Consider the following 15171-nt stretch of genomic DNA (forward strand, 5'->3'; position numbering starts at 1 on the left):
CCTAAGTGGTGCATAAACAGTACCCGACGATGGGACGGTTTAATTTTATAGGCAATAAGGTAAAACAATGGCTGATCTGAACAAATTTAGAGGTGTTTTTCCACCGGTACCGACAATTTTTGATACCAACGGGCAACTGGATACACAGGGAATGGGTCGACTGATCGACAAGCTGGTCGATGACGGCGTCGACGGGATGCTGATTTTGGGCAGCGGCGGTGAGTTTTGTCATATGCCAAAAGAACAGCGATTTGAGGTGGCTGAGTTTGCCGTTAAGCATATTGCGGGGCGCGTGCCGGTATTATTAGGTATCAGTAGCCCGAGTACTCAAGAAGTGATTGAGTTTGGCCTTCATGCCGATAAACTCGGGGTTGATGCGGTTCTGGTATTGAATCCTTATTACGCACTACTCAATGATGACTTTATCTATCATCATTTCCGTACGGTGGCAGAGAATATCTGTTCTCCGGTTATTTTATATAATTTCCCTGCGCTTACCGGACAAGATATCAGCGTTGATTTGATCGCCAGATTAGCCACAGACGTAGCTAATATCATTGGTATTAAAGACACTGTAGATAATATTAGTCATATTCGCGAAACCGTTAATCAGGTTCGCCCGATTCGTCCTGACTTTGTGATTTTTTCAGGCTATGACGAATATATGATGGATACCTTGGTCATGGGCGGGAACGGCGGGATCCCGGCAACGGCTAACTTTGCGCCAGAGATAACCTGCGGAATTTATCGGGCATTTAAGCGCAAAGAGTATCAGACGATGTTTGAGCTTCAGTGCCAGCTCTCTAAGCTGTCAACGGTATACAGTTTGGAAACCCCGTTCTTTGGTGTTATCAAGCAGGCGATTCGCTTAACCGGCCTGGATATTTCAACCCAGGTTTTAGCGCCGGTAAAACCGTTATCATCAGAGAAAAAACAGCGCCTGATGAAGGTGTTGAAATATGCGGGAGTCGCTTATCAGGAGTAGGGTTCTGAGCGTGATGCTACTGCAGGTTTGATGCGTGTAAAATGAGCTACCCCAAAGCGTTTTAGGGTGGCTCATTTTGCTTAACCCGACTCAGCCGTTGTTATTTTAGCTGTAAAGACAATCGCTTTCCGGCTTCAATCACCAGAGAGGCCAGATGTTCCCGTTTATCGTCAGGGATCTGGAAGGCGACGCCTGACATACTGATAGCCGCAATCACTTTGCCCTGAGGATTTCTGACCGGAACTGCAATACAGCGCACGCCCTGACTGTCTTCTTCATCATCATAGGCCCAGCCTTTAACGCGAATCTCAGCCAGCGCCTGTTTTAGCTTAAACTTATCGGTAATCGTGGTATCAGTAAAACGCTGGAGCTGCTGATCGTCCGGAAGCAGGGCATCGACTTCGTCATCGGTTAACCAAGCCATTAAGACTTTACCCAGACCGGAACTGTGCAATGAAAGCCGTTTTCCTTCCCAGCTCCGAATAATAATAGCCTGAGGACTTTCCAGCTTGGTGAGATAAATCGGTGAAGACCCCTGCAACACGCCGAGATGACAGGTGAGATTGGTTTTATCTCGCAGATCGCTTAATACCGGCAGGGCGATCTTTTTAATATCGTATTGTTCAACCGCTTTATTACCAAACTCATACAGCCGTAATCCAAGGTAATATTTATCAGCATCCTGACGAAGTAAACCATGGGCTACCATCCCGTTCAGCAATGATGATGTACTACTTTTGGCGATACCAACGTCCTGGTATATCTGGCTAAAGGTCGCGCCATTTTTATCAGATAAGTAGTCACAAATGCGAACCACCTTATCGAGAGCCGGAATCTGAGTTGTGATTGTTTTCATTGATGTACTTGTATGATTGGAATTGTCGTAGACGTTAATCGAATTCAGTATTACAGACAGTATAACTAATTTAGGTCATCTGTCATACGCACAATCAGTCAAACCCCCGTGATTCATAGCGATTTTCGGTAATTTGTGCATATGACTAAAAAAAACGGGCATCCTTAAAATTTAACCGATGCCCGGGTTATGAGATGAATTATCCGATGGTCATCAGGCTGGCATTTCCCCCCGCGGCCGCAGTATTAATACTCAGGGCCCGCTCCACCACTAAGCGCTCCAGTAAGATATTACTGTTACCGCAGGCAAAGCCTTGAACCGAAACAATCGGCCCGTCGCGCCGGGCAAGCTGTTGGCAAACGTCTTTGAGTTTATCACTGTCTCCGTGGTAGATAACCGCATCAAACTGAGCGTCAGAACTCTGCCAGTCGGCAATAAAGCCAATCTTTTTCTGTACCGAGTCAGGGAAGTTTTTATACCAAGTTCGGGTGGTTTTATCGTCTATCCATAGCGCATTAGACCCCACGGCCAGCACGGCGGCTAATTGAATCAGTGCGTCCTCTTCTGAATGATTAAGGCACAGCACGCTATCGCGCGGCAGCAGGGCGTAACTATTGCGCTCACCGGTCGGGCCATTAAGTAAGCGAATGGTGCCCGACTGAGAGTTATCCCGATAGCTATCACAGACTGCCGCAAGTGGCAGATTGTATTGGTTAACGGCCCAGGCTTTAAATTGCTCCAGCGGCTGCAACAGCAGATCTCTGCCCCGGGTATCAATATGGTGCAAGTCATCTGAGCGCTGGAAGGCTTTAGTCAATGCGTCGGTAGGGCGATGAGAGAGCAAACGGTAAAGGTACAGCGGCCCGCCGGCTTTAGGACCCGTTCCTGATAATCCCTCGCCGCCAAAAGGCTGGACGCCGACCACCGCACCGACAATATTGCGGTTCACGTACAGGTTACCGACCCGAGCCTGCTCAGTAATCTGGCTGATTGTTTCATCAATGCGGGTATGAATTCCCATTGTCAGTCCATAGCCGGCGGCGTTGATCTGACTAACCAATTCACTGATGTTTTCTCTTTGGTAGCGCACGACGTGCAGCACCGGGCCGAAGACCTCTTTCGTCAGTTCATCAATGCTATCGAGTTCAATTAAGGTGGGTTTAACAAAGGTGCCTTTAGACCATACGGACTCATCGGCCTCCGGATAGAAAACCGCCTGATAAACCGGATGGCCTTTGGCCCGCATCACCTGAATATGCTGTTCAATATTCGCTTTAGCTTCACTATCAATGACCGGACCGATATCGGTAGACAGGCGATCGGGGTTGCCCATCGTACATTCAGCCATTGCCCCTTTTAGCATTTCAATCGTCCGGTCGGCGATATCTTCCTGTAGGCAGAGAATACGTAAGGCCGAACAGCGCTGGCCCGCGCTGTCAAAGGCCGATGCCACTACGTCGGTCACCACCTGTTCAGTCAACGCTGAAGAGTCGACAATCATGGCATTCAGCCCGCCGGTTTCAGCGATCAGCGGAGTAGGTTGGCCATTGTGATCCAGTCGTCCGGATAAGTTACGCTGTAACATCTGTGCGACTTCGGTGGAGCCGGTAAACATCACGCCTTTAACCCGATTGTCACCCACCAGTTTTGCGCCGATGATTTCACCTTTGCCCGGCAGCAGTTGAACGGCTCCGGCGGGAATACCTGCCTGATGCATCAGTTTAATCATCTGGCTGGCAATCAGCGGCGTTTGCTCTGCCGGCTTAGCCAAAACGGTGTTACCGGCGGCCAGCGCAGCCGCAATCTGGCCGGCAAAGATCGCCAGCGGGAAGTTCCACGGGCTAATACAGACCACCGGCCCGAGCGGACGATAGCTGTCATTACTGAAATCATGCTGTACCAGCTCGGCATAATAGCGCAGGAAGTCGATGGCCTCTCTGACTTCAGATATGGCGTTATTAAAGGTTTTGCCTGCTTCGCGGACTAATAGCCCAATCATCGGTTGAAGCTGGTTTTCCAGCATTGATGCGCTACGATTTAGCAGTTCAGCCCGGCGCTCTGGCGGCGTTGCAAACCAAATTGGCGCGCTGTTCACTGCGGCTTCAATGGCCCGGTCAACATCCTGTTCGGTGGCATCGGTGACATAGCCGACACAGTCTCTGGCATCCGCCGGATTAAACACTTTAACCGGCGTGCGTTCACCATCAAGTAGTGCATCAATCAGCGGGGCTGATTGCCATTCCTGAGTTGCTCCCGATAACAGGGCGCTGGAGAGCGAAGCTAAACGCTGTTCATTAGACAAATCCAGACCGTAAGAATTCAGGCGAACGCCGGCATATAAACCTCTTGGCAGTGGAATGCGCTGATGAGGTCTGCCTAATTCACCTTCTACTGCTGACTGAGACTCAATGATTTTGGCCGGATCGGCAACCAGTTCATCAAGTGAAATTGCGCTATCGGCAATACGATTAACAAACGAGGTATTCGCGCCGTTCTCAAGTAATCGACGAACCAGATAGGCGAGCAGCGTTTCATGGGTTCCTACCGGAGCATAGATGCGGCAAGGTCGATTGAGTTTGCCATCGCTGTGCTTTCCGACCACCTGAAAATAGAGCGGTTCCCCCATACCGTGCAGGCACTGGAACTCATACTGTCCGGGGTAATAATTTTGACCAGCCAGATAATAGATGGCTGACAGAGTATGGGCATTGTGGGTGGCGAACTGAGGATAAATAGCTTCAGGCACGGCCAGCAATTTACGCGCACAGGCCAGGTAGGCGATGTCGGTATACACCTTACGGGTATAAACCGGATAGCCTTCAAGACCGTCAACCTGAGCGCGTTTGATTTCGCTGTCCCAGTAGGCGCCTTTTACTAAACGAATCATCAGCCGGTGCTGGCTACGGTGGGCCAGATCGATCAGATAGTCGATAACGTACGGGCAGCGTTTTTGATAAGCCTGAACCACAAAGCCAATGCCGTTCCAGTTAGCCAACTTAGGTTCGAAACACAGTTTTTCCAGCAGGTCTAATGAGATCTCTAACCGGTCTGCTTCTTCAGCATCAATATTCAGCCCGATATCGTACTGACGCGCCAGTAGGGTCAGTTCCAGCAGGCGCGGATAGAGTTCATCCATTACCCGCTCATACTGTGCCCGACTATAGCGAGGGTGCAGCGCCGATAGCTTGATGGAAATACCCGGGCCTTCATATATCCCGCGGCCGTTTGCGGCTTTGCCAATGGCATGAATAGCTTGTTGATAAGAGAACAGATAACGTTGAGCATCTTTTTCGGTTAAAGCCGCTTCGCCTAACATATCGTAAGAGTAACGAAAGCCTTTTTCTTCCTGCTTATGAGCGTTGGCTAACGCTTCTGAAATAGTCTCACCGGTGACAAACTGTTCGCCCATCAGGCGCATCGCCATATCAACCCCTTTGCGGATCAGGGGTTCACCACTTTTACCAATAATTCGATTAAGCGATGACGAGAGTTGAGACTCATTATGGGTCGAGACCAGTTTGCCGGTCAGTAATAACCCCCAGGTGGCGGCATTAACGAACAGAGAAGGGCTTTGCCCGATATGAGAGTGCCAATTGCCGTTACTGATTTTGTCGCGGATAAGGGCGTCTCGGGTGGCTTTGTCGGGAATGCGCAGTAAGGCTTCGGCCAGACACATCAGGGCAACGCCTTCTGATGATGACAGCGAGAACTCCTGGAGTAACCCCTGGACCATACCGGCCCGGCCAATACTATTTTTTTGGTTGCGCAGTTTCTCTGCCAGCTTATAGGCCAATTGGTGGGTCGATTGTGCTTGTTCCGCCGTCAGTTTGGCCTGCTCGAGTAATCGGGGGATAATTTCAGTTTCCGGCGTGCGATAAGCCGCGGTAATGGCCGCCCGGCTGACCGACTGGGGTAAAATATTCTCAGCAAATTCCAAAAATGGCTGATAACCCTGTTGTGTAGCAGGTTCAGCGATGAGCTCGCCGTCTGATTTGTTGTCCTGACCGTTGGTTGATAGCTCCGCGGGAATGTTTCCCCCCTCAAGCTGTTCGAGGTAGTTAAAGATGGCCTGTTTGATTAACCAATGAGGTGTGCGGTCGACGGTATGGGCCGCTTTTTTTATTCTGTCGCGCGTCGCTTCATCCAGCTTCACGCCCATGGTAGTCATTGCCATTTTATTTCCTCTTATCGCAGGTAGCCAAAACCAAGTAACAATCGCTAAACATCTCTGATGGTAAATCAGGCAGCGATAATGGTCTGAAAAACTAAAAATAGTAAAAAATGGTTATGCTGAATTGATAGATGATGGTTATTGAGAATAGGTGTAAATGGCATGATGTTGCAACCTTGTTTAAATATGGTTGCACCTATTATGTGATCCCGATCCATCTTGGTGATTAATTCTATAGATGGAGTATTTTTAGGAATATATTCCAAAGGCTTGTAATTCATTGATACTGTATGGATAATTTCCCACTTTTGCCCAGTACAGTGGCAGCAAGCTTTTTATCCGAATCGATAAATAAATTTCTGAAATGAGACACGGTCACGGATATTTGTAATTTATTTGTTAAGTTATTTGTGTCTTTTAGAATTTATTGTATAGGCTAAATGATACTGAATCAGAGAAGGTGATACCTGACAAGCGGCAATATGGAGCGCCTTTCAGTAATCAGAGATATGCGCGGTTAACCTGTTTTAGATGAAGTGCTACCAGCACGATACATAACATATAACGTTAACTTAATGATGAGAATACCGGAATGCGGAGAGCTACATGAACGACAGTATGCCGATGTTAGTGACCTTTGTGGTCTATATTGTAGGGATGGTAGCTATCGGGCTTATCGCCTATCGTGCCACCAATAACTTTGGTGATTTTATTTTAGGCGGCCGTCGGTTAGGCAGCTTTGTCACAGCATTATCTGCCGGTGCTTCCGATATGAGCGGCTGGCTGTTAATGGGATTACCGGGGGCGGTATTTCTTTCCGGAATATCAGAAAGCTGGATTGCGATTGGTTTGACTATCGGGGCCTATTTAAACTGGCGTTTTGTTGCCGGTCGCCTTCGGGTTCATACCGAAGTTAACCACAATGCGCTGACGCTGCCTGACTATTTCACCACCCGTTTTGAAGATAAAAGTCGTATCTTACGCATTTTTTCTGCCCTGATTATTTTGGTTTTCTTCACTATCTATTGTGCATCAGGGGTCGTTGCCGGTGCGCGTCTGTTTGAAAGTACCTTCGGCTTAAGCTATGGAACGGCGCTTTGGGTTGGCGCTTTAGCCACCATTGCCTATACCTTTATTGGCGGTTTTTTAGCGGTAAGCTGGACGGATACCGTTCAGGCAACATTAATGATTTTTGCCCTGATTCTAACGCCGGTGATGGTGATTATTGCCGTAGGGGGTATTGATAGCTCGATGCTGGTGATCGCGGCGAAAAACCCTGAAAATCTGGATATGTTTAAGGGGCTGAACGTTATTGCCATTATCTCTTTGTTGGGCTGGGGGCTAGGTTATTTCGGTCAGCCACATATTCTGGCTCGCTTTATGGCCGCTGATTCTCACCACGTTATTCATAATGCTCGTCGCATCAGTATGACCTGGATGATCTTCTGTCTTGCCGGAGCGGTTGCGGTGGGCTTCTTTGGTATTGCTTTCTTCTCTAATAATCCGTCGCTGGCCGGTAACGTGAATGAAAACGGCGAGCGGGTATTTATTGAGTTAGCCATGCTGCTGTTTAATCCGTGGATTGCCGGCATTTTACTGTCTGCCATTCTTGCGGCGGTAATGAGTACCCTAAGCTGTCAGCTATTAGTGTGTTCCAGTGCGCTGACCGAAGACTTCTATAAAGCTTTTTTACGCAATAAGGCAAGCCAAAACGAGTTGGTTTGGGTAGGGCGCTTTATGGTGCTATTGATCGCTATCATCGCTATTTTGCTGGCATCAAATCCGGATAACCGGGTGCTTGGCTTAGTAAGCTATGCATGGGCCGGCTTTGGCGCGGCGTTTGGTCCGGTTGTGCTGCTGTCGGTGGTGTGGTCTGGCATGACCCGTAACGGTGCTCTTGCCGGTATGCTGATTGGTGCTGCGACCGTCATTATCTGGAAGCAATATGCCTGGTTTGGCCTGTATGAAATCATCCCGGGCTTTATCTTCGCCACTATCGGTATTTTTGTTTTCAGCATGGTCGGCAACCGTCCGACAGAAAAAATGCTGTCACGCTTTAATACCGCCGAGAAAGAGTTTCAGAGCGTAAAAGAATAACGACTTAAGCTATCAGCCTTCCTATCTGGCGCCCGTAAGGGCGCCATTTTTGTTTATGAAATAACGCTTATTTAGCCATGACCGGAAAATAGATATCGGTGATTAACTCATCCGGCGGCGTATCCAGCGGATTGTTGATATAAATTTCAAACGATGGCTGAGCCGTTTTCTGGTAATCACTGGCCGGTAGCCATTGGTGATAAAACTGATGATAAACCGGCTCCAGGGCAGAATAGGGGCCGATATGTCGATAAAGAGCAAAGCAACCGCCGGCAATCTCGATAGGTTTAACTATTTCAGACAGCTGCAGCTCTGACGGTGGCTGCTTTAACTGGACGCAGGCGTCTGAACGACAACTCTGCGGCGCGGTTTTTGTCGGGTCATCGTGGAATATAGCCATGCCACAAGTAACCTGAGTCGGAAGGTCTACCGCGACCACCCAGTCCCACAGTGCATTAAAGGCTTTATCAATTTCCATATAGGGGCCGTTGTGACGGATACCATATACGGTCGTTGTGTCTCGCGTTTCAATGGTGATATTCACGTTAAGTTCTCCATCGTTATAGGGTCGTCTGATTCGGGTAATATCGATCGGTTGAGCATGTCTCTATTATGTGACGCCACTCAATCATCATCCTGGCTTCCTTTGGGGTGACGAGAGTGATGGTTCGGTGATAACCAAGCTAAAATAGGTTATCTCGTGCTGACTGTACCGTTTTAAGTAACCTGTCCGTTTGAGGATCGCTAAATAGATCATCCAGACTGGCGGTTAATTTTCTGCGCCAGTTAGGGTACTGATCTGTAGTACCGGGTACGTTAACCGGCGTATCCATTGCTAGCCAGTCTTCGGGCTGTAGTCCAATCAGTAAACTGCCGCTTGAGGCAATAAACCGATGGATGGCGTTATTCAGTTCCGGGGTCATGGGTTGGTCGGCGCTGAATTCATCTGAGTGACGATTAACCGAGTTATCAATAAGGTTAGCTTGGCGCAGGTTATCTAATAGGGCCAGTTTACACCGTTCTCTGTCTGCTCTGAGATCGGCCAAAACCTGTTCATTCGGATATAGGCCCAGCGCTTGGCCTAAATCTAAATCACCCGACTGCCAGTAGCTGCGCAGGGTGGGTAAATCATGGGTGGTGATAGTCGCCATTGCCTGAGCCGGATACTCTTCCGGCTGCTTAAATTGACCGCTGCCGTTCTGTTCAAAATAGAGCACTTTGTATGAAAACACACCGCTCTGTTTAAGCTTATTGACGATCTCGGGCGGAACGATTCCCAAATCCTCACCGATAACCATGCATTTATGGCGCTGGCTTTCTAACGCCAGAATAGCCAGTAAGTCATCTACCGGATAAGAGACATATCCCCCCCGGTCGGCAGTGTCCCCGTAAGGGATCCACCACAGGCGTAGTAGCGACATAACGTGATCGATACGCAGTGCGCCGCAGTAACGCATATTGGAACGTAATAAATCGATAAAGGGCTGATAGGCTCGCTGGACCATAATTTGCGGGTCCATTGGCGGTAATCCCCAGTTTTGCCCCAGCGGCCCCAGCGGGTCAGGCGGTGCGCCAATCGAGGCTTTAATTCGGTAAAGGGTTTTATCACACCAGGTATCTGAGCCGCCCTCAGTAACGCCGACCGCCAGATCGCGATAAATACCGATCGACATTCCCTGGCGCTGGCTGAGGGTAAAGCATTCGGCTAGCTGAGCATGAGCCAGCCATTGTAGCCATGCATAGAATCGGACTTCGTCCTGATGCTCAGCGACAAATTGCCTGACGGCATCACTATTGCCATCTTGGTATTCCTTTGGCCACGCCGGCCAGCCCCACATATCAGGCTCTCGTCGGGCATAATAAGCATGAAGTGCATCAAACTCGGCCTGTTTTTGTAAGGGAGCGCCATGATGATAGATAAAATAGTTAAATGCCTGAACGCGCTCATGCTGGTGGTTTAGGTGTTTAAAATGGGCATAAGCGAGGCGTAAACCGTCCAGCTTGAGGGCAATAACCTGCGGATAATCGACTAAATCTGTCTGCCTGACTTGTTGCCAGCGCTGCTGTACTTCAGCACTGTTCCACCAAACTTGCGCGCTTGCGCTGCGTTGGAATTCAGGGACGCCGGCGACATCGATATAGATGACGTTTAGCCAGTTACGGGACGAAGGGCTGTAAGGGCTGGCACTGTCCGGATTTGCCGGATAGAGCGCATGTATTGGATTAAGCCCGACAAAGGCACCTCCTCGCCGCGCAACATGGTGCAGCATATGTTTCAGGTCGCTAAAGTCACCGATGCCCCAGTTGGTCGCTGAACGTAAGGTATATAGTTGAATACAGGTGCCCCAAAGCTTGGCTTGATTGCCTAGCTGGCGGGGAATAAAACCGCGTTTAGGGGCGATAATAATTCGGCATGACCAATTGGTATTATCGCTATGCGGATCGCTGACAATCAGCCGGTGGTATCCCAACGGGAGTGATGATGGTAATACGATAGCAGAGCTATTTTTATCTTTAAGGCTGCCGGAATAACGGTTGGTATCGGTCGTTTCAACCAGAGCTAAATCTTCCAGCTGTAAATGCCATTGATAGGCACCGGGTCGGGTCAGTGGTATTCGATATTCGCAATCAGTATAAAAAACGCTGACCGGTGGCAGCGGTGAGTTATCTGATAATAGCCCTGAATTTGGCTCTGAGGCGCTCATGGCTGCAAACAGCCGCTCACGGGTATGCTGGGTAATACTTTCTCGTTGCCCTTTAGCATTGATGTAGTCGGTGGCAATCCCGGCCAGCGTCATAGCATCTTTTGGTGAGGCGTTTGGTGGTGTTACCTGAGGAGGAAGCTTGTCCATGAATCAATTCATCATTAATCCCCCGCGAAAAGCGGGGGATGGGGGCCAGATTGGCGGTTAGATAAATTACAATTTAACCGGTTTAATATTCCAGATTTCGTCGGCGTATTCCTGAATGGTACGGTCTGAAGAGAAATACCCCATGTTGGCAATATTCAGCACGGTTTTACGTGCCCATTCATCGGGTTTGCGGTACAGCTTATCGACCTGATCCTGCATATTGACATAGGAACGGTAGTCAGCCAGTAACTGGTAGAAATCACCGAAGTTGACCAGCGAGTCAAATAATCCACTGTAGCGATGCGGCTCATCCGGGCTGAAGGTACCGGTAGCAATCTGGGTTAATACTTCATGAAGTTCTTTATCCTCTTCATAGTATTTACGCGGGTTGTAGCCGTTACGACGAATCTCTTCAACCTGTTCGGCGGTATTGCCGAAAATAAAGATATTATCGTCACCGACGTGCTGTTTGATTTCAATATTCGCGCCGTCAAGGGTGCCGATGGTCAAGGCGCCGTTTAGAGCAAACTTCATATTGCCGGTACCGGAAGCTTCGGTTCCTGCTAATGAAATTTGTTCTGACAGGTCGGTAGCCGGAATAATCATCTGGGCCAGGCTGACGCTGTAGTTAGGCACAAAAACAACCTTGAGCTTATTTTTAATCCGCTCATCGTTATTGACGACTTTCGCGACGTCGTTAATCAAGCGGATAATCAGCTTCGCGTTGACATAGGATGATGCTGCTTTACCGGCAAAAATAACCACTCTCGGCACCCACTCGTCATCAGGGGATTTCAGAATCCGGTTATAACGGTTAATCACCTGCAGCAGATTGAGCAACTGGCGCTTATATTCGTGAATCCGTTTTATCTGCACGTCAAACAGGGCGTGAGGATTAACAATCACGTTCAGGTTTTCAGCAATATACTCCGCCAGCCTGCTCTTGTTCTGCAGTTTGACCTGTTTGATCTTGTCAATAAAGCCCGGGAAGTCAGCCTGTTGGTTTAAATATGACAGCTTACTTAAATCTGTACGCCAGGTCTTATCGATCACATCGTCCAACAGTGAGGAAAGCGGTTTATTGGCCAAGCCTAACCAGCGGCGAGGGGTGACACCGTTGGTTTTATTACAGAAACGGCCGGGGAAAATCATAGCAAAGTCAGCAAACAGTGACTGAACCATCAGCTCTGAGTGCAGGGCTGATACGCCATTCACTTTATGGCTGGCAATAACTGCAAGCCACGCCATGCGAACCTGACGCCCGTTGTTTTCATCAATGATAGAAACCCGGCTAGGTAAGCTGCTATCGTCAGGATAATGGCTTTTAACCACATCCAGGAACTGATCGTTAATTTCAAAAATAATCTGTAGGTGGCGCGGCAAGTTTTTACCCAGCATCTCCACCGGCCACGTTTCCAGCGCTTCACTCATTAGCGTATGGTTGGTGTAAGAGAACACCTGACAGGTGATATACCATGCATCTTCCCAACTGTAATTATGGATATCAATCAGCAGGCGCATCAGCTCAGGAATGGCCAGTACCGGGTGAGTATCATTCAGATGGATAGCAATCTTGCTGGCCAGGTTTTCATAGGTTTCATAAGCCGTCCAGTGACCGCTCAGAATATCCTGTAAGGTTGCTGACACTAAGAAGTATTCCTGACGTAAACGCAGTTCACGCCCGGAGTAGGTTGAATCATTCGGATAGAGCACCCGAGATACGTTCTCCGAGTGGTTTTTATCCTCTACCGCCGCAAAATAATCCCCCTGATTAAATTTACCGAGGTTAATTTCGTTACTGGCTCGGGCTGACCACAGCCGTAGGGTATTGGTGGCATCGGTATCATAACCGGGAATGATCTGGTCATAGGCGCAGGCCAGGATTTCTTCGGTTTCCAACCAATGGCTGACATTTCCTTCAATCTGAATACGCCCGCCAAAAAACACTTTGTGGCGAACGTTATGCCGCGGGAATTCCCAGGCATTACCGTATTCCAGCCAGTTATCCGGAGATTCAGCCTGCTGTCCGTTAACAATGTTTTGTTTGAACATGCCATATTCGTAGCGGATACCATAGCCGCGGGCAGGTAAGCCCAGGGTTGCCAGCGAATCGAGGAAGCAGGCGGCTAAGCGACCGAGGCCGCCGTTGCCGAGGCCCGGCTCATCTTCTTCGCTGATCAGCTGTTCAAGGCTAAATCCCATTCCGTCCAGCGCTTCAGCCAGATCGTCATAAATACCAATATTGAGCAGGGCGTTAGATAGCGTTCTGCCCATTAAAAATTCCATCGACAGGTAATAAACCCGACGGCCCGATTGGGAAAAGTGTGCCCGGGTAGAACGCAGCCAGCGTTCCACCATCATGTCCCGTGCGACAAAAGAGATGGCATTTAACCAGTCGTGTTCGGTGGCTAAGGCCGGTTCTTTACCAATGGTAAACTTTAGCTTTTCTTGAATTGACGTCTTAAGGTGTTCAACTCGTTCAGCCGGTGATTCAAAATTAAATTGTGAAGCCATATCGTTAATTCATCTCTGGTTTGTGTCGGCATTATGGGCAAATCCGTTTGTTATCAGCGGCCCCGTGAATAAACGTATTGTCACGGGTCGTTCAGTTACCGGCTTGGTGCCGGATGCTTCGCCGTGACATTAAATCGAAATTGCTATTAACCTTGATTATCGCTTAAAAACTCAACAATACCACTGAGGACTTACCTCAGCTGTTGATACATTTGTAAATATTTTTGTGCGGCAATGTCCCAGCTAAAGTCCATTGACATCGCCTGACGCTGAACTCGCTTCCACTTGACCGGCTCTGCCCACAGTGCAAACACCCGGCGCATAGCATCGATTAGTTCACTGACCTGACAGTCACGGAAGACAAATCCGGTCGCGGTTTTATCGGCCAGATTCTCCAGAGAACAATCTATCACCGTATCGGCTAATCCCCCGGTAAGCCTGACCAACGGCAAAGTACCGTATTTCAGACCGTAGAGCTGGGTTAGCCCGCAGGGTTCAAATCGGCTCGGAACCAGTATGACATCAGCGGCTCCGATAATTTGGTGGGCCAGATTTTCGTCATAGCCGATTTTGACGGCGATTTGCTTAGGGTGTTTCTTTGCCATGGCAAGATAGGCATCTTGTAAGTCAGCATCGCCGCTGCCGAGCAACACTAGCTGGCAGCCTTCGTTTAATAATGTCGGCAGAGCGTCAAGCAGTAAATCTAAGCCTTTCTGGTTGCTCAGGCGACTGACCACGCAAAATAACGGCACTTTTGGCGTAACAGAGAGTCCCATCACTGACTGCAAATGGGCCTTGTTTTCTACTTTGCCGGCCATTTTTTTATCGTTGTAGTTTTGCGGGAGTAAGGTATCTTTTTGCGGGCTCCAGATGTTGTAATCAACGCCGTTGAGAATACCGGCCAGCTTTCCCTGCTCTCGGCGCTGACGCAGCAAGTTTTCCATACCAAAACCAAATTCAGCCTGGGTAATCTCTTGAGCATAGGTCGGGCTGACCGCAGTAATCTTATCGGCGTAATAAAGGCCGGCTTTTAGATAAGAAATCTGTCCGTAAAACTCTAACCCTTCAGGCTGCATAAAGTGGCGAGGAAGCTGGAGCTCATCAATATGGCTAGCCGAAAACAATCCCTGATAAGCCAGGTTGTGGACGGTAAATACAAAGCGGGCCGGGTAATCTTTGGCCGCCAGATAGGCACCGGCTAATCCGGCATGCCAGTCGTGGCCGTGAACCACATCAGCCTGCCAGTAAAAATCAATGCCACAGGCCAGCTCACAGGCTATCCAACCCAGCAGGCCAAAGCGTTTATAGTTATCGGCATAGTCATGCTGTGAATTATCGTGATACGGGCTGCCCGGGCGATCGTAGAGGTGCGGGGCATCGATCAGATAAACGCCGACGTTATTATAAGTGCCGTAGCGTAGCGTTACGCGGCCGGCAAAAGTATCGACTTCAGTGACGATAGACGTTTGCGGTATCCCTTCCATTAAAGCCGGAAAGGCGGGTAACAATAGTCGAACATCTGCGCCTGCGGCGATCTGGGCGCCGGGAAGGGCGCCGATAACATCCGCTAACCCTCCGGTTTTCAGCAGCGGAAATAATTCAGAACATGCGTGTAGAACTCGCATATCATCTCCTGATGTGATTTATTTGGAGTGCTATTTCTTAATAATTTCCAAATAACATTGAATGTCTAATC

The 15171-nt window shown here is 49.0% G+C and carries 8 protein-coding genes; 2 read left to right on the plus strand and 6 right to left on the minus strand.

Features of this window, described 5'->3' with window-relative positions:
* Positions 1-67 precede the first annotated feature (67 nt).
* Positions 68-985, plus strand: a complete 918-nt coding sequence (locus YWE_RS0105290) for a dihydrodipicolinate synthase family protein (RefSeq protein WP_029093576.1) — start codon at positions 68-70, stop codon at positions 983-985.
* Positions 986-1085: 100 nt separating this feature from the next.
* On the opposite strand, the gene YWE_RS0105295 is transcribed toward YWE_RS0105290, so the two are convergent.
* Together YWE_RS0105295 and putA are read right to left on the minus strand one after the other, a co-directional pair.
* Positions 1086-1841, minus strand: coding sequence for an IclR family transcriptional regulator (locus tag YWE_RS0105295; RefSeq protein WP_029093577.1), 756 nt, complete (start codon positions 1839-1841; stop codon positions 1086-1088).
* 199 nt (positions 1842-2040) lie between these two features.
* Positions 2041-6015 (minus strand): trifunctional transcriptional regulator/proline dehydrogenase/L-glutamate gamma-semialdehyde dehydrogenase, encoded by a 3975-nt coding sequence (putA, locus tag YWE_RS0105300; RefSeq protein ID WP_029093578.1) that lies wholly within the window; start codon positions 6013-6015, stop codon positions 2041-2043.
* A gap of 603 nt (positions 6016-6618) precedes the next feature.
* On the opposite strand from putA, the gene putP reads away from it, so the two are divergent.
* Positions 6619-8109 carry a sodium/proline symporter PutP gene (gene putP / locus YWE_RS0105305; protein WP_029093579.1) on the plus strand — a complete coding sequence of 497 codons (1491 nt, stop codon included), beginning with the start codon at positions 6619-6621 and terminating at the stop codon, positions 8107-8109.
* 67 nt (positions 8110-8176) lie between these two features.
* On the opposite strand, the gene YWE_RS26700 is transcribed toward putP, so the two are convergent.
* The 4 genes from YWE_RS26700 to glgA form a co-directional block, all read right to left on the minus strand.
* Entirely contained in the window at positions 8177-8653 is a 477-nt protein-coding gene (locus YWE_RS26700) for an AraC family transcriptional regulator (protein WP_051323211.1), read from the minus strand.
* 139 nt (positions 8654-8792) lie between these two features.
* Positions 8793-10961 (minus strand): 4-alpha-glucanotransferase, encoded by a 2169-nt coding sequence (malQ, locus tag YWE_RS0105315; RefSeq protein ID WP_084166994.1) that lies wholly within the window; start codon positions 10959-10961, stop codon positions 8793-8795.
* Between the two features lie 66 nt (positions 10962-11027).
* Entirely contained in the window at positions 11028-13475 is a 2448-nt protein-coding gene (gene glgP / locus YWE_RS0105320) for a glycogen phosphorylase (protein ID WP_029093581.1), read from the minus strand.
* A gap of 191 nt (positions 13476-13666) precedes the next feature.
* Complete coding sequence (gene glgA / locus YWE_RS0105325; protein WP_029093582.1) at positions 13667-15100, minus strand: glycogen synthase GlgA; 1434 nt, start codon at positions 15098-15100, stop codon at positions 13667-13669.
* Positions 15101-15171: the final 71 nt, after the last annotated feature.

Origin of the sequence: Budvicia aquatica DSM 5075 = ATCC 35567, from assembly GCF_000427805.1 — a bacterium.
Taxonomy (GTDB): domain Bacteria; phylum Pseudomonadota; class Gammaproteobacteria; order Enterobacterales; family Enterobacteriaceae; genus Budvicia; species Budvicia aquatica.

What these genes read in the sequence shown, in the direction of transcription:
- YWE_RS0105290 (WP_029093576.1), top strand. Translation starts at nt 68, where the DNA reads ATGGCTGATCTGAACAAATTTAGAGGTGTTTTTCCACCGGTACCGACA.
- YWE_RS0105295 (WP_029093577.1), bottom strand. Translation starts at nt 1,841, where the DNA reads ATGAAAACAATCACAACTCAGATTCCGGCTCTCGATAAGGTGGTTCGC.
- putA (WP_029093578.1), bottom strand. Translation starts at nt 6,015, where the DNA reads ATGGCAATGACTACCATGGGCGTGAAGCTGGATGAAGCGACGCGCGAC.
- putP (WP_029093579.1), top strand. Translation starts at nt 6,619, where the DNA reads ATGAACGACAGTATGCCGATGTTAGTGACCTTTGTGGTCTATATTGTA.
- malQ (WP_084166994.1), bottom strand. Translation starts at nt 10,961, where the DNA reads ATGGACAAGCTTCCTCCTCAGGTAACACCACCAAACGCCTCACCAAAA.
- glgP (WP_029093581.1), bottom strand. Translation starts at nt 13,475, where the DNA reads ATGGCTTCACAATTTAATTTTGAATCACCGGCTGAACGAGTTGAACAC.
- glgA (WP_029093582.1), bottom strand. Translation starts at nt 15,100, where the DNA reads ATGCGAGTTCTACACGCATGTTCTGAATTATTTCCGCTGCTGAAAACC.